Origin of the sequence: Mucilaginibacter sp. (assembly GCF_035492695.1) — a bacterium.
Lineage (GTDB): Bacteria > Bacteroidota > Bacteroidia > Sphingobacteriales > Sphingobacteriaceae > Mucilaginibacter.
The window spans coordinates 308,344-324,997 of the sequence record NZ_DATJJC010000027.1 but is presented as its reverse complement, the minus strand read 5'-3'; the positions used below and the strand labels follow the sequence as shown (position 1 = coordinate 324,997).

Below are 16,654 nucleotides of genomic sequence, written 5' to 3'. Positions count from 1 at the left end.
CCCTGCTCCCTGCGTCCGTAAACGCGGCTGGTTCATCGTCTTTTGTCGACTCCGTTAAACTCAATTGACAAAGGCATGAATCACGAAAACGAAGTATTACTAAAGGAGAACAAGGACAGGTTTGTTATCCTCCCCATCAACTACCCCCGCATCTGGGAAATGTACAAAAAGCACGAGGCCAGTTTCTGGACTGCGGAAGAGATCGATCTGTCCGACGATCTGAAACATTGGGAAAATCTCAACAGCGGCGAAAAACATTTTATATCGCATATCCTTGCTTTTTTTGCTGCAAGCGATGGTATAGTGAATGAAAACCTGGCCGTCAATTTTATGAGCGAGGTGCAGGTGCCCGAAGCCCGGTGTTTCTACGGTTTCCAGATCATGATGGAGAATATCCATTCGGAGACTTATGCGTTGCTGATAGATACGTATGTTAAAGATCCCGCGGAAAAAGACCGACTGTTTCATGCCATCGATACCGTACCTGCCGTTCAAAAGAAGGCAGAATGGGCGTTGAAATGGATCAATAACGGTACGTTCGCCCAGCGACTGGTGGCTTTTGCGGCGGTGGAGGGTATTTTCTTTTCCGGTAGCTTTTGTTCCATTTTCTGGCTCAAAAAACGCGGACTGATGCCGGGCCTGACCTTTAGCAATGAGCTGATCTCTCGTGATGAAGGCATGCATTGCGAATTTGCCTGCCTGCTGTATAGTATGCTCAGTCAGAAGTTGTCAAAACAGGAAGCAACACAGATCATCACCGATGCGGTTGAGATAGAAAAAGAATTCGTGACCGATGCCCTGCCGGTAAACCTGATCGGCATGAACGCCAAACTCATGAGCCAGTATATCGAGTTTGTAGCCGACCGCTGGCTGATGGAACTGGGCTATGATAAGGTTTACAACGCCACCAATCCATTTGATTTTATGGAGATGATATCATTACAGGGCAAAACCAATTTCTTCGAAAAACGCGTTGGCGATTATCAGAAAAGTGGCGTGCTTAACACCGAAGTAAAAAGCCAGGCATTTTCACTCGACGAAGATTTCTAGGCCTCACCTAAATCCTCTCCAAAGGAGAGGACTTTAACAATATAGCAGTACAACAATTTAGCAAGAGACAACATGTTCGTAATAAAAAGAGACGGTAAAAAAGAAACCGTAAAATTTGACAAGATAACGGCACGCATCGAAAAGCTGTGCTATGGTTTGAACCCGGCCCTGGTAGACCCGATAGATGTTGCCAAAAAAGTAATTGAAGGTTTGTACGACGGTGTTACCACATCCGAGCTGGATAACCTGGCAGCCGAAACAGCCGCTTCGCTAACCACCAAGCACCCGGATTATGCCTTGCTGGCATCGCGTATAGCGGTGTCCAACCTGCATAAAAATACCATCAAATCATTTTCGGAAACCATGCGCCGTTTGCATGAGTACACTGATGCCAAAACAGGTAAAAATGCTTCGCTGCTGGCAGATGATGTTTGGGAAGTAATAAAGGATAATGCCGAACTGCTTGATAGTACTATTATTTACGACCGCGACTTCGGGTTTGATTATTTCGGCTTTAAGACGCTTGAAAAATCCTACCTGCTAAAGGTAGAAGGCAAGATAGCCGAACGCCCGCAGCACCTGTTCATGCGGGTTTCTGTTGGCATTCATAAGGATGATGTCGACAGCGTCATCAAAACATATAACCTGATGAGCGAGCGCTGGTTCACCCATGCCACGCCAACATTGTTTAACGCCGGTACGCCAAAGCCGCAAATGTCGTCCTGCTTTTTATTGACGATGAAGGACGATAGCATCGATGGTATTTATGATACGCTGAAACAAACCGCCAAAATATCGCAAAGTGCCGGAGGTATCGGGTTGAGTATTCATAATGTGAGGGCCACAGGTTCCTACATCAGCGGTACCAATGGAACCAGCAACGGCATTATCCCTATGCTTAGGGTGTTTAATGATACAGCGCGTTATGTAGACCAGGGCGGCGGCAAGCGCAAGGGTGCGTTTGCTATTTACCTGGAGCCATGGCATGCTGATGTGTTCGAGTTTTTGGACCTGCGCAAAAATCACGGTAAGGAAGAAATGCGTGCCCGCGACCTGTTTTATGCCCTTTGGGTATCCGACCTGTTTATGAAAAGGGTAGAGGCCAATGAAGATTGGAGCCTGTTTTGCCCGCACGAAGCGCCGGGATTATCCGAATGCTTTGGTGAGGAATTTGAGAGTTTATATGAGCAGTATGAAAAGGAAGGGCGCGCCCGCAAAACTGTAAAAGCTCAGGAACTTTGGTTCGCCATACTGGATGCGCAGGTAGAAACCGGGACGCCATACCTATTGTATAAGGACGCTGCCAATAGCAAATCGAACCAGCAAAACCTGGGCACAATCAAAAGCTCGAACCTTTGTACGGAGATCATGGAGTACACTTCGGCTGAAGAAGTGGCGGTTTGCAACCTGGCTTCGCTGGCGCTGCCCAGGTATGCGATCAACGGGATATTCGATCATCAGAAATTATACGAGGTAACTTACCAGGTAACACTGAACCTGAACCGGATCATCGACAACAATTACTACCCGGTTGAGGAAGCGCGTTATTCCAACCTGCGTCACCGGCCCATAGGTTTGGGTGTACAGGGTTTGGCGGATGCTTTTATCCAGCTGCGCCTGCCTTTTGAAAGCGATGAAGCCAAACAGTTGAATAAGGAAATTTTCGAGACCATTTACTTTGCTGCGATGACCGCTTCGAAGGACCTGGCGATCAAGGAAGGTGCGTATGAGACTTTCAAGGGCTCACCTTTATCCAAAGGCAAGTTCCAGTTTGATCTGTGGGGTGTTACGCCCGATAGTGGTCGCTGGGATTGGGAAAACCTGCGCCTGGATGTAATGAACCACGGTGTGCGCAATTCATTATTAGTTGCGCCCATGCCGACTGCCTCCACCTCGCAGATACTGGGGAACAACGAGTGCTTCGAACCTTATACCTCCAACATCTATACCCGACGGGTATTAAGCGGCGAGTTTATTATCGTCAACAAATTCCTGCTGCGCGATTTGGTAAATCTTGGCTTGTGGAACACGGCGATGAAGGATAAGATCATCACCGCTAACGGTTCGATACAGGAAATTGACAAGATCCCACAGGAACTAAAAGAACTGTATAAAACTGTATGGGAGATCAAGATGCGGAACATTATCGATATGGCTGCCGACAGGGGCGCATATATCTGCCAGTCCCAGTCGCTTAACCTGTTCATCAATTCGCCAAATGCATCCAAACTAACCTCTATGCATTTTTACGCCTGGAAGAAGGGCCTGAAAACCGGTATGTATTACCTGCGTACCCAGGCAGCATCACAGGCAGTTAAGTTCACTGTAGAGAACCAGGGCGGCAAGAATATGGAGCCGGTTATACCTGAACATGTTGAACAGGTGGCTGACGAAATACCCGCCGGCCCAAGCTGCTCGATGGATGAGGGGTGTGTGACGTGTTCGGCGTAAATGTATTCCGTAGAGACGCATAATTATGCGTCTCTACAATTAATCGCGACAGATGAAGGCCCATCAAAAACACGAGATAGTCAGTTGCGAGCGATGCAGTTCGCCGTTTGAATGTAAAGCCAATTCATTCACTAAGTGCCAGTGCACTACGGTGCAGCTGACGCTGAATGAAACGCAATACATCGCCGAGCTGTATGATGGGTGTTTGTGTGCTGGGTGTTTGATGGAGTTAAAGAAAGAATATCAGGTGATGTTAGTGGCAAAATAATCTTTCGGACTTATGCGGACTTTCCGACTTTCGGACTAAAATTCCTATCTTCACGCCCCGAAACCATTCTGAAAATTATGAAATTACTGGAAGGAAAAACCGCGCTGATAACCGGCGCCTCGAAAGGTATAGGTCGTAAGATAGCCGAGAAATTTGCTGAGCATGGCGCCAATGTGGCGTTCACTTACCTGTCGTCTGTTGAAAAAGGGCAGGCGCTGGAACAGGAACTGCAAAGCTTTGGCACTAAGGTTAAAGGCTACCGGTCTGACGCTTCCAAATTTGATGAGGCTGAAAAGCTGATCAATGATATCGTAGCCGATTTTGGCACACTGCAAATTGTGGTGAATAATGCGGGTATTACCAAGGATGGTTTATTGATGCGCATGACCGAAGAGCAATGGGATGAGGTACTGGATGTGAACCTGAAATCGATATTCAATGTTACCAAAGCAGCTTCGCGTGTGATGATGAAGAACCGCAACGGCGTGTTCATCAACATGAGCTCGGTAGTGGGTGTCAATGGCAATGCCGGGCAGTCCAACTATGCGGCATCCAAAGCAGGTATCATCGGCTTCTCCAAATCGATCGCCAAAGAATTAGGTTCAAGAAATATACGTACCAACGTGGTGGCCCCCGGTTTTATCAAAACCGAAATGACCGAAGCGCTGGACCCGAAAGTAGTTGAAGGCTGGGCACAGGCCATCCCGCTAAAACGCGGCGGCGAAACCGAGGACGTGGCCAATGCCTGTGTTTTCCTGGCATCGGACATGGCAACCTACATTACCGGGCAGGTGATTCCGGTTGACGGGGGGATGTTGTAAGAGAGTCTTGAGTTCTTAGTCTTAAGTCTTGAGTTTATTAAATGTTGGACGCTTACGGTACATCTTTTTCGATATGTTCATCATTTCCATCTTACCGCTATAATTTGCATTTTGCGTAAGCGTTTAACGTACGACGTAAAACGTCCAACAAAAAAATATGCAGCTTTTATTTTCAGTAACATGGGGGGCAGTTTCAGGATGGTGGACGCCTGTTTGCCTGTTGCTGGGTTTATTGTATGCCTGGCTGCTATACCGAAATACTTCTGATCTTGACAAAAAGATACGCTACGCCCTATTCACTGCGAGGACCATTGCTGTTTTTGTTATTTCATTTTTACTGATAGCGCCGCTTGTGCGTTCAATAAGCTATACGCAGCAAAAACCATTGGTGTTGATAGCACAGGATAATTCACAGTCCATCGGCACGTTTAAGCCTGCCGGTTTCAACCCCAATCAATTTGTGGGTGAATTGGCTAAACTTAAAGAACAGCTTGGCGATAAATACGATGTACGTGAGTTCAATTTCGGTCGTGATCTGAAGGATAGCCTGTCGAACAAATTCGATGGGAAGCAAACCAATATATCGTCGGCGCTTGATAAATTGAATGAACGTTTTGCCAACCAGAATATCGGCGCTTTGGTGCTGGCTACGGATGGTTTATACAACCAGGGCAGTGACCCGCTTTACGAAGCAAAAAATCTTAAAACAAGTATTTATACCATTGCTTTAGGCGATACAACAGCCAAACGCGATCTGCTGATAGGCAATGTCAACTATAATAAAACCGCCTTTTTGGGCAACGATTTTGTGATCGAGGTTTTGGCTGAAGCTTTCCAGGCGAAAGGGGAGATCCTGCGCCTGAATGTTTTGGAAGACGGGAAGCAGGTGGCCTCCCAAAACCTGGCGGCTAATTCGGATAACTTCCGAAAGGTGGTTCCGCTAAAGCTAAACGCAGATAAAAAAGGCATCCGGAAATTTACCATCGATATTGCGCCGGTAAAAAACGAGTTGTCCGTTCAGAATAATTCGGAAACCATTTATGTGGATGTGCTGGATGCGCGGCAGAAAATATTGCTGCTGTATGATGGTCCGCACCCGGATATCAGCGTCATCAAACAAGCTATCGAGGTTAATAAGAATTACGAAGTAAAAGCAAGCCTGCTAAGCGATGCGGAGTCGCTTAAGTTAGCAGATTATAGCCTGGTTATTTTTTACCAATGTAATCCGGCCGGTTCAGGCGCTTTAAAGGGTTTTGTTTCGAAAAACACAGTGCCGGTGTGGTATATGCTTGGCGCGCAAACCGACCTGCCGCAATTTAACAACGGACAAAAGGCCCTGCAGATCTATTCAAACCGCAACCAGGTGCAGGAGGTGTTCCCGTTGCCGGCAACAGACTTTTCACTATTTACACTTTCCGATTCGACCCGGAGCAAATTAAGCAAATTGCCGCCCCTTATAGCGCCTTTTGGTAACTACCGTACCGCTGGTAACGATCAGTTACTATTAAAACAGCGCATAGGCGAGGTTCCTACGCCATACCCTTTGCTGCTGTTTAGCGATGATAACGGGCGGCGTATGGGGATATTAACGGGGGAGGGCATTTGGCGCTGGTCGCTGGCCGAATACCAGTCGTATGGGGACCACCATGCTACAGAAGAGTTACTGGGCCAATGTGTGCAATATCTTACGGCTAACAGCAACCGGCAGCGTTTCAGGGTATATCCTGCCAAAAACGTATTTGATGAAGGCGAGAACGTGATCCTCAACGCTGAACTATATAATGAGGCGCTGCAACTGATAAATACACCGGATGTGAAGATCAACCTTAAAAGTGATTCGGGCAAAAATTATAGTTTCCTGTTCACCAGGAGCGGTCAAAGCTATCAGCTGGATGCAGGCGCCCTGCCTGCCGGGGATTATACTTATACGGCATCCGCCAAGCCCGGCGACCAGGCACTGCCAGCTAACGGGCGACTTACTATCAAGCCGTTAAACCTGGAAACCCGCCAAACCGCGGCCGATCACAAGCTTTTAGCCGAATTAGCAAAGCAATCGGGCGGAAAAATGCTGCAACCTTCGCAAGTGGGGCAACTGGTCGACCTGATCCGCAAAAATGAGAATATCAAAACGGTGGTGTACGAAGACAAGCATTATAGCGACCTGGCAGATGTGAAATGGATATTCGTATTTATTGTAGCTTTGTTAAGCGCCGAATGGTTTTTGCGCAAGCGCGAAGGCGTAGTATGATGATAAACATTTCACCGGCTATAGAAATTGCGGGGACAGTCGCCTTCGCTGTTTCCGGTTCCTACTCGGCTATGCTGAAGCGGCTGGATATTTTTGGTGTGCTGATCATGGGCTTTGTTACGGCCATCGGCGGTGGAACCATCCGCGATGTGATGATAGGCGATACCCCCGTAGCCTGGATGCGCGATTACCAATTACTGCTGATCATATTGGGCACTGTTGTTGTTACTGTTCTGTTTAAAAAATACGTCAAAGCACTTAAGGTCACACTGTTCCTGTTCGATGCAGTTGGGTTGGGGCTTTTTACCATCATCGGGACACAAAAAGGGATAGCCGCAGGTCTTAACCCTGGTGTCTGTGTAGCGTTGGGTACTATAACCGGCTGCTTTGGCGGCGTTATCCGCGATATTTTGCTAAACGATATTCCTCTTATATTCCGAAAAGAAATTTATGCCACAGCCTGCATTGTTGGCGGTTCCCTTTATGTGCTTTTGATAAACCAAATGGACCCGCAAATGGTGAAAATAATAGCTGTAATTGTAGTGTGCGCTATCAGGATAATTGCGGTGAAGTATAAATTATCGTTACCAAAGTTTTATGCCTGATCAGAAGTCAGATGTCAGAAGTTGGATGTCAGAATTTTATGATTTCCAGTTTTGGTAGAGTTGTATAAATAAAAAAAGATGCTCGCGCATCTAAACAACTATTGTACTAAAATAATTCTGATCTCGGCCATCCGACATCCGACCTCCGAAACTACTCCGCTTTCTTATCCTTCACAATGACAAAAACATCCTCATTGGCTTTTTTCATGAGGTATTTTTCGCGGGCAAATTTTTCGAGCTTTTGTTTGTCAGAGGTTAACTCGTCCAGGTCCTGGGTTGCTTTAGCGGTTTCTTTCTGGTAAAAGTCACGCTCGTGTTTTAGTTTGCTCAGCTGCTGGTGATACTGGTATTGCGAGAACAGGTCGTTCTTGTCAAAAAAAACCATCCACACCAAGAAGGCGAGGCTCACCACGAAATATTTGTTTTTTAAAAGATGCAGCAGCCGCTTCATTTCAAACCAAAATAATTTTCGTTTAAAGATATTGCTTTGTTTTGAAGGATGCAAGGGGCTTTATTAACTTGTTAACACGCTAAACGTAAAGACGTATGATGATGCGTCTCCTGGCATAAATCGTATAAGAGACGCATGATCATGCGTCTCTACAGAGGTTTTATCTCCTTTTCCCCCAGCGTTTCTTTCCGTCGCGGTGGCCTGGTGAGCGTTGCTGTTTTGGCGCAGCCGAACCGTTTTTTGCACCGGGTTCCATCTTTTTCGCCACGAAAGCGGGGCTCATCGGGTAGGGGTGTGCCTCGTTCACCGGGATGATTTTGCCTATCAGTTTGTGAATATCCTTCAGAAAATCGATCTCTTCAGCCTCGCAAAAGGAGAGTGCAATGCCGTCCTGCCCGGCACGGCCTGTACGGCCAATACGGTGTACATAAGTCTCGGGAATGTTAGGCAATTCATAATTGATCACGTGTGTCAGGTCGTCGATATCGATGCCGCGGGCGGCTATGTCGGTTGCTATCAATACACGCGTAGTTCGGTTTTTGAAATTAGTGAGCGCGCGCTGCCTGGCGTTTTGCGATTTGTTGCCATGTATAGCTTCAGCAGTAATGCCAGCGCGGTTCAGGTCCTTCACCACCTTGTCGGCGCCATGTTTGGTGCGGGTAAATACCAGCGCAGTTTTAATGGCTCTGTCTTTCAATATATGCAGCAGCAACGATTTCTTGTCCGATTTTTCTACATAAAACAGTTGCTGTTCTATTGTATCGGCAGTTGATGATACCGGTGTTACTTCAACCTTTTCCGGGTTGCTCAGGATGCTATTGGCCAGTTGTTGTATCTCGTTGGGCATAGTAGCCGAAAAAAACAACGTTTGCCTGCGCGAAGGTACCTTGGCAATGATCTTTTTTACATCATGCACAAAGCCCATATCCAGCATACGGTCGGCTTCGTCCAATACCAGGAACCTGATGTGATCCAGCCGGATAAAACCCTGGTTCATCAGGTCGAGCAGGCGGCCGGGGGTTGCCACCAAAATATCCACGCCACGGCGCAGGGCATCGGTTTGCGGGTTCTGCGATACACCGCCGAAGATAACCAGGTGTTTCAAGCCCGTGTGCCTGCCATAAGCGGCAAAGCTCTCGTCGATCTGGATAGCCAGCTCGCGGGTGGGGGTCAGGATCAGTGCTTTAATGGTTTTTTGTTCCTTGTGCTGCAACCTGTCCTGATAAAGCAGTTGTAAAATGGGTATGGCGAAAGCGGCTGTTTTGCCGGTGCCTGTTTGCGCGCAGCCCAGCAGGTCGCGCTGTTTTAGTAAAATGGGTATGGCCTGTTCCTGTATCGGGGTTGGCGTGGTATATCCCTCGGTTTTTAGGGCCCTGAGGATAGGCTCAATTATATTTAAATTGTCAAATGTCATGTGTAATGTATCTGCTATAATGTGCTAACGCGAATGCATAAGCGGATCTGAAGAGTCGTCCTGAGAAATCAAAACCGTAAGCGAACGGGTACTATATTTTTTGCAAAGATACGGTTTTTATTTGAGGTGTAATGATAAAGGTGACGAGCGAAAGGCGGCTACGGGGTGACCTGACCGTAGTATATCTGCGTCGTCTGCGACGAGTGCTTATATGTTGGTACTTAACATATTTATTGCGACGAGCCTGACAGTAGCTTTAACGCTTGCTTGCCTCCCTCATTGCCGGGATTTAATTCAAGTGATCTTTTGTACATAAAAATAGCTTCCTGCTTTTTGCCTGTTTTCGCCAATGCCTCCCCATAACTGTCGTAGGTGTTAAAACTGGCCGGGAATAACAATATGTTTAGTTTGAGTACTTCGAGCGACATTGAATTATGGTTTGCAAAAGTTGCTGCGTAAAGCAGTTGCAGGCCCAATTCATTCATGTCGTCTTCACTTAAATAATAATGTGCGGAATCAATTTTTAAAATTTGCATTTTGCAAAATGCGGCATCTGCACCAGATAGTGTAAGCACCTTGCTATATTCCCTTGTCAATGATTTTTTGCGGATGGTGACCGGCTTATTGTTAAGGATGGCCAATACATTAAGGCCATTGCCATAAAGGCTCCTGTCAAACGCATTATCAAACATGATAGCCGTTTGTTTTTTGGTGATGTTTCTCATAAATATGCTTAAGGCGCCGGGTTGGCCACCGGTATGCCACACTATTTTTCCGGCACTGGTATCGGCCATTATAAACCAGCCCAGGCCGTACGACGCTTTACCCATTCCAACAGCAGCGTTCGAGATGCTGCCATTTGTCAGCCTGGTTGGCGAAAAAGCTTCGTTCAAAGTAGAAAGTTTTAAAATTTTACCTAAGTAAAGTGCGTTGTCGAATTTTAGCATATCGCCTGTTGTGGTCATGATATTTCCCTGCCCCACAAAGCCGCTGGCGTTATAAGTGCGCCAGCGATATTTTGCGATGCTATCCACGTCTTTCTGCTTGTCTGAAAATAAAAAGGGGTATTCATAATTGTGTGCCTTGTTCTCATCTTCCAGTTGTGCCGGGTCGTTCTGGAAGCAGGTCTCAGTCATGCCGACGGGTTTAAAAATGTATTTTTTTACATATTGAGTGAACGATATGCCGGAGACTTTCTCTACAAGCAATGCCAGCAGGCAGAAATTTGTATTGGAATACTGCCACTTTTCCCCTGGCTTAAATTCCAGCTGGTGCTTCCACATTTTTAATGATGGTAGGACATCCTTATTGGTAAATATTTTTCCCTGGTTGTTATTGATCTGTTCCTCATACAATTGATAATCGGGCAGGCCGGATGTATGTGAAAGTAAATTTCGAATGGTAATAGCCGGGTACGGAAAATCGGGCAGGTATTTTACCAGCGGGTCGTCCAGGTTAAATTTCTTTTTATCCCTCAGCTGCAAAACCGCAACCGATGTAAATGTTTTTGAAACCGAAGCTAATGCAAAACGGGTATTATCGGTATTTAGACACTTATTTTCAAAGTCGGCAAAACCAAACGATCTTTTATAAATGACATTTCCATTTTCAGCAACCAACACATTGCCGTTAATCTCTTTATATTGATGTAGTGATTGGAAAAAGCTATCCAGGCGAAGCGTGGTTGGTTGGGAAGCTGCTTTGGTACCTGCTAAAGTAACCAGGATAAGAATAACAAGGATATGAAAGTGTGTTTTCATTTGAAATTAATTTCGGCCAATGTATCGCTCGTTTTTGAAATGGGGCGTTTAGAAAAGCTTTGGAAAACATTCAGAAACATTTAGATTTATCAAAGTAATCATCATTTATGCAAGGCAGGGTATTTATTATCGAAAACCGGTTTATTGTAAACACCGAAAGGAACGAGTTGCAGGATAAGATGAGCGGGGAGATTAACCGGCTGGAACCACGCCTGATGAAATTGCTTTGCATATTAATGGAGCACCAGGGAAAGGTTGTAAAAAGGGAGCTGATCATAAAAGAAATATGGGATGATTACCCGGGCGCAAATGAGGGATTAAACCAGGCTATATCTTTTCTTCGCAGAGTTTTGGCCGATGATGACAAGAAGATCATACAAACCCAGCCCAAATCAGGTTATAGTTTTCTCGCGGTTGTTTCTGAAGGTAAGGTCAACAAACCCGCGACAAACCGCAAATATATCCAAGGGGCGCTCATCGCGTCGGTCTTGTTACTGCTGGTTTTAATTATAATCGACATCTATTCCCGGAAAGGTAGTCCGGCGGCAACCCAACGGCAAGCTGATGAAAAACATGATGCTGAAATAAGCAGGCTTGATTCGATCCACCAGGGAAAGCAAATGCAGCAATTTTCAAAAGATACGATGGGCAGGGCGGCTAAAGGAGATTCGATACGTTAAAATATACGGGTATCTTATTTGCAATCAGCAAGCTCCACATCCGGGTACAAGAAAGCCCCGGCAAAGCCAGGGTCTCTTTAAACATAAAGTTGATCTGTTATGTAGTAATAGTTTGGGTAAGCAGGTTTACGTGATAAATGGTGCTGTTGCCGTCGATGATCATATCGGCCATGTGATTGCCGAGGAAAGTCATGGTGCCGGTAATGCTCCAGTGGTAGCCGTATGCTTTAAAAGTAGCCGTTCCGCTTAGTATGTCTTTTTTACAAACGTCTATGGTCAGGTCCTTCAGGTAATACACCGAGTTTTCGATATCGGCATAAGTTTTATCGCAGCCGCATGAGATGTTAACCAGCTGGTAAAAATAGTTGGTGCCGTTAACACCGATGAACTGGTGTTTGTCATCCTTGCAATCGATGGTATAATATTGCTTTACATAGTAATTCTGGAACAGGCCTTTTGACGTTGTACGGGTTGTTCCCAATGAATCGTATGCGGTATAACCTGCGTGCTTGCCATCTTTGCAATTGAAATAAAAACTAAGGTTACCGCCTGTATGCGATACCGTATCGCCTTCACGTGAATCAACACTTACTAATGAATCGGTAAAGAAACCGCAAAGCGAATTAGTGTTATAACCGTGGTGCGGACCCATGTGACCGGTTAATGATACCGAGTCAACGCCGTCCATCAGGTTTGCGCCGCCCAGCTTGCCATAAAGCGAGTTGGCTATGTTAAGTGCCACTTGTCCGCCGATAGCTTTAGTATCAGGAGTTGTTTTAGTTGTTGTAGTGGTGGAAGGCACCGGGGTATTATCATTTTTCCGGCATGAAGAGTAAACCAGCAATATGCAAACTGCGACAGCCAAAAGTGGTTTAATCGTAAATTTCTGTTTTAGACCAGGTAACTGTTTCATCATTTTTTGGTATTTAATCAATATTAAATAAATTCTCAAATTAGGTAGCCGGTAATTAACCGGCAGGCAAATCAATGCGAATAGTATGCCATTGCTGATACGCAATGGTTCTTTTACTTAAATACAAGTTTCGGGCCACTTTATAACCAAATTATAAGTGCCTAATAACAGGCGTGTTATACACAACACGCTGAAGGTCAATTTCTCACGAAAGGCTTAACAGGCGATATTGACCAAGCCCCGATCCTCTAAAAAGATCCGTTGGGAAATTGGGGGAATTGTTTCCCCATAATGGGCTTCCGGTCTGGGTGAGCATTAAAGCTGTTATGAGTAAAATAAAATAAAAAAGCCCCGGCGTGACCGAGGCTCAACAATTATTTAAGGCAGCTTTTAGCCGTTCTCTTTTACAACTTTTACCTGTTTTTAAAGTATTTGAAATTTTTACCAATAAACTTTGCACTTTCGCCCAGTTCTTCTTCAATGCGCAGCAGCTGGTTGTATTTGGCTATCCTGTCCGACCGTGATGCCGAACCGGTTTTGATCTGGCCACAATTTAAAGCTACTGCCAAATCAGCAATGGTTGAATCTTCGGTCTCGCCCGAGCGGTGGCTCATTACCGAAGTATAGCCGTTGGTTTGCGCCAAAGTTACTGCGTTAATGGTCTCGGTAAGGGTTCCTATCTGGTTCACTTTTACCAGTATGGAGTTAGCTATATCCCCGTCGATGCCCTTTTGCAAACGTTTTACGTTAGTTACAAACAGGTCGTCGCCAACTAACTGAATTTTATCGCCCAGTTTTTCGGTCTGGATCTTCCAACCTTCCCAATCGTCCTCGGCCATGCCGTCTTCTATAGAAATGATCGGGTATTTTCCTGCCAGTTCGGCCAAATAATCCGCCTGCTCTGCGCTGGTACGAATAGCGCCTTTCTCGCCTTCAAACTTAGTATAGTCGTATTTGCCGTTCACGTAAAACTCAGAGGCAGCACAGTCAAGCGCCAGGCATATATCCACGCCCGGTTTGTATCCGGCTTTTTCAATTGCTTTTAAAATGGTTTCAGCGGCGTCTTCGGTACCGTCGAAAGTTGGTGCAAAACCGCCTTCATCCCCTACTGCGGTTGAAAGGCCGCGATCGTGCAATATCTTTTTCAGGTTATGGAACACTTCCGACCCCCAGCGCAATGCTTCGGAGAACGAAGGAGCGCCAACCGGCATGATCATAAATTCCTGGAAGGCGATAGGCGCGTCAGAATGCGAACCGCCGTTGATGATATTCATCATCGGGATAGGCAGCGTATTGGCATTAACGCCGCCAATATAACGGTAAAGCGACTGGCGACTTTCCTGTGCAGCTGCTTTGGCTACCGCAAGCGAAACGCCAAGGATGGCGTTAGCACCTAATTTGCCTTTATTTTCGGTGCCGTCAAGTTCGATCATCAATGCATCGATGGCATTCTGCTCGAATACGTCGACACCCTGCAGTTCTTTGGCAATAATATCGTTTACGTTGGCAACGGCCTGCGACACGCCCTTGCCCATATATTTAGATTTGTCGTTGTCACGCAGTTCAACAGCCTCGTGTGCGCCGGTTGATGCGCCGGACGGTACTGCAGCGCGGCCCAAAGCGCCGTTTTCGGTCAAAACATCTACTTCGATAGTAGGGTTACCACGCGAGTCGAGTATCTGCCGGGCGTGAACGTCAATAATTAAGCTCATTTCGTATTGTTTTAGGTATTGAAATTAGTTAGTGTCAAAAGTACACTAATTATGTTTTATTTTCCAAATATAATAAGGATATTTAGTAGAGGGGGAATTTACTTGAATATTAACGGTAATTTAATGTGGATAGGTCCGAAAGTCGGGAAGTCCGCCTAAGTCCGAAAGATATAGAATGCTTGTTCTTAAGCTGCGGCAACTTTCCGATATTTCAACCTTACAACTTTCCAACAAAATTTATTCCCACTTAAACGTCTTCACCGCCACAATATAAACACCCACGAACCAGGCTGCGAGTATAAGCAACTGGTGCGATACATCACCCAGCGAAGCGCCCTCGAAAGCTACCTTACGCATGGCGTTATTCAGGTGGGTAAGGGGCAAAACGTGGCTGATGCCCTGGAGCCAGTTAGGGAAGGCGGTGGTAGAGAAGAAAGTGCCCGAAAGCAGGAATTGCGGCAGCGTAATGATATTGGAAAAAGGAGGTACCGCACTTTCGTTTTTTGCCACGCCGGATATAATAAATCCGAAACCCATGAAAATAATGAGCCCTATAGCGGATAGGATCAGCATATTGATCACCGTGATAAACCCGTGGATCAGGGTGAAGCCGAAGGCATAGTGCCCTATCGCGATAATAAATATTGCGCCCAGCAGGGCAAACACGATCCTTGCTATCGCCTCGCCCAATACAATGCTGTAGCGTTTTACGGGGGTAGCAAAGAACCGTTTGATCACCAGGGTTAAACGCAGACTAAGAAATACGAACGCTGTACCGAACACCCCACTGCTAAGCAACGAAAAACCCAGCATGCCCGGCAAAATAAAGTCGATGTATTTGTATACACGGCCCTGGATCGTGGTTTCGTGCACCTCTGCCAATTTTGGCGCGCTGGAGTTCACGAATGAATTAAGTTCGAACAAGATATTGTTCAATACCGATTTGAAGATACCTCCTTTTTGCGAGGCTTTGGTGTATTGAACGTTAACAGTAACAGCGGCTTTTTGTGTGCTGAGCGGGAACGCCGTTATTTGCGTATTTTGTTTTGTTGCGTCCTTCGGATTAACTTTAATATCCAGTATGGCATCAATAGCACCTTTTGATAGGTCTTTATCCATATCTGCTGCCGATTCTTTAGTGATGAGGTTCACCATTTTCACGGTTTTCAGCACCTTATATATATTGTTTGAGGTATCACAATCTTTAGCAACCCCTACGTCAACCGTGGGTGCACTACCCCCGATATTGGCAAACACCACAATAAATATCAGCGGAAATGCCAGGCTGAACACTACTGCCGACGGACTGCGCATAATTGACCGGAAACTTGCTTTGGCTATGGCCAGCGTGGCCTTGGTATTGCTATATGGTTTATTTGTCATTTGCGTCGTTTAGCCTCACCCCGCCCTCTCCAAAGGAGAGGAAGAAGATGGTGGTTCTTTTTATTATAATGATATAATTTTCATATTGTATAATTAAAAGTCCTCTCGTTTGGAGAGGATTTAGGTGAGGCCGCTATTCCGGTCTCCATTCCTTACCCGTCATATTAATAAAAACGTCTTCCAGGTTGGCTTCTTTTACCTGTTTTTTTCGCTCAAATCCCGTTGCTACCAGCTTATCAATAAAATTATCGGGCGTGTCTATGCCAATAATATGCCCGCCATCCACAAAGGCTACGCGGTCGCATAGTACTTCGGCTTCGTCCATATAATGGGTGGTGATGACAACGGTTGTGCCGCGGTCGCGTATTTCGCGTATCAGGTCCCAAAGGTTGCGTCGCGCCTGGGGGTCAAGCCCGGTTGTCGGTTCATCCAGGAAAATGATCTTTGGATCGTTGATTAGCGTAGTCGCTATGGAAAAGCGCTGCTTTTGCCCGCCCGAAAGGTCTTTATATTTTGCTTTTGCTTTTTCGACCAGGGCCACTTTCTCCAGCATTTCCTTTGGTGTTTTATCAACGCCGTAAAGGCCTGAGAACAGCACGATCAGTTCGGAAAGGTTGAGGTTGGGATAATAACCGGCGGCCTGCAATTGTACGCCGATGCATTTTTTAATGCCGTCCTCGTCCTTGTCTACCGAAAAGCCATTGACCATGACCTCACCAGAAGTTTTTTCGCGAAGGGTTTCGATGACCTCGAGCGTCGTGGTTTTGCCGGCGCCGTTAGGGCCAAGCAGGCCAAATATTTCGCCCTCGTAAACCTCGAAACTGATATTGTTGACGGCTGTAAAATCACCGTATTTTTTTACAAGGTTTTTTACGGTGATGATAGGTTGTTTTGCCAT

Annotated in this window: 14 protein-coding genes; 7 read left to right on the top strand and 7 right to left on the bottom strand. The window is 46.0% G+C overall.

From position 1 onward, the window contains the following. Positions 1-75: 75 nt before the first annotated feature. The 6 genes from VL525_RS17760 (at position 76) to VL525_RS17735 (ending at position 7,443) form a co-directional block, all read left to right on the top strand. Complete coding sequence (locus tag VL525_RS17760; RefSeq protein ID WP_325388377.1) at positions 76-1,050, top strand: ribonucleoside-diphosphate reductase small subunit; 975 nt, start codon at positions 76-78, stop codon at positions 1,048-1,050. A 72-nt stretch (positions 1,051-1,122) separates the two neighbouring features. Continuing rightward, the gene (locus VL525_RS17755; protein ID WP_325388376.1) at positions 1,123-3,501 is read left to right on the top strand and encodes a ribonucleoside-diphosphate reductase subunit alpha; all 2,379 of its coding nucleotides are present in this window, start codon (positions 1,123-1,125) and stop codon (positions 3,499-3,501) included. Between the two features lie 52 nt (positions 3,502-3,553). Beyond that, complete coding sequence (locus VL525_RS17750) at positions 3,554-3,769, top strand: cysteine-rich CWC family protein (RefSeq protein ID WP_325388375.1); 216 nt, start codon at positions 3,554-3,556, stop codon at positions 3,767-3,769. Positions 3,770-3,846: 77 nt separating this feature from the next. Further along, positions 3,847-4,590, top strand: coding sequence for a 3-oxoacyl-[acyl-carrier-protein] reductase (gene fabG, locus VL525_RS17745; RefSeq protein ID WP_325388374.1), 744 nt, complete (start codon positions 3,847-3,849; stop codon positions 4,588-4,590). A gap of 157 nt (positions 4,591-4,747) precedes the next feature. Beyond that, a complete protein-coding gene (locus VL525_RS17740) occupies positions 4,748-6,838 on the top strand; it encodes a hypothetical protein (RefSeq protein ID WP_325388373.1) in 2,091 nt (696 codons plus the stop codon). Beyond that, positions 6,835-7,443, top strand: coding sequence for a trimeric intracellular cation channel family protein (locus VL525_RS17735; RefSeq protein WP_325388372.1), 609 nt, complete (start codon positions 6,835-6,837; stop codon positions 7,441-7,443). The genes VL525_RS17740 and VL525_RS17735 overlap by 4 nt, the downstream gene beginning before the upstream one ends. A 151-nt stretch (positions 7,444-7,594) precedes the next feature. Here the strand turns inward: VL525_RS17735 and VL525_RS17730 are convergent, their stop codons facing one another. The 3 genes from VL525_RS17730 to VL525_RS17720 form a co-directional block, all read right to left on the bottom strand. After that, complete coding sequence (locus VL525_RS17730; RefSeq protein ID WP_325388371.1) at positions 7,595-7,894, bottom strand: FtsB family cell division protein; 300 nt, start codon at positions 7,892-7,894, stop codon at positions 7,595-7,597. 160 nt (positions 7,895-8,054) lie between these two features. Next, a complete protein-coding gene (locus VL525_RS17725; RefSeq protein ID WP_325388370.1) occupies positions 8,055-9,308 on the bottom strand; it encodes a DEAD/DEAH box helicase in 1,254 nt (417 codons plus the stop codon). 230 nt (positions 9,309-9,538) lie between these two features. Then, complete coding sequence (locus tag VL525_RS17720; protein ID WP_325388369.1) at positions 9,539-11,068, bottom strand: serine hydrolase; 1,530 nt, start codon at positions 11,066-11,068, stop codon at positions 9,539-9,541. Positions 11,069-11,175: 107 nt separating this feature from the next. Here VL525_RS17720 and VL525_RS17715 point away from each other — a divergent pair, with 107 nt between their 5' ends. After that, positions 11,176-11,748: a helix-turn-helix domain-containing protein gene (locus tag VL525_RS17715; protein ID WP_325388368.1), complete on the top strand. Its 573-nt coding sequence runs from the start codon at positions 11,176-11,178 to the stop codon at positions 11,746-11,748. Between the two features lie 97 nt (positions 11,749-11,845). On the opposite strand, the gene VL525_RS17710 is transcribed toward VL525_RS17715, so the two are convergent. The 4 genes from VL525_RS17710 to VL525_RS17695 form a co-directional block, all read right to left on the bottom strand. Continuing rightward, positions 11,846-12,664: a hypothetical protein gene (locus VL525_RS17710; RefSeq protein ID WP_325388367.1), complete on the bottom strand. Its 819-nt coding sequence runs from the start codon at positions 12,662-12,664 to the stop codon at positions 11,846-11,848. 410 nt (positions 12,665-13,074) lie between these two features. Beyond that, positions 13,075-14,373, bottom strand: coding sequence for a phosphopyruvate hydratase (gene eno / locus VL525_RS17705; RefSeq protein WP_325388366.1), 1,299 nt, complete (start codon positions 14,371-14,373; stop codon positions 13,075-13,077). 237 nt (positions 14,374-14,610) lie between these two features. Continuing rightward, a complete protein-coding gene (locus tag VL525_RS17700) occupies positions 14,611-15,756 on the bottom strand; it encodes an ABC transporter permease (RefSeq protein WP_325388365.1) in 1,146 nt (381 codons plus the stop codon). 133 nt (positions 15,757-15,889) lie between these two features. Then, positions 15,890-16,654 carry an ABC transporter ATP-binding protein gene (locus tag VL525_RS17695; protein WP_325388364.1) on the bottom strand — a complete coding sequence of 255 codons (765 nt, stop codon included), beginning with the start codon at positions 16,652-16,654 and terminating at the stop codon, positions 15,890-15,892.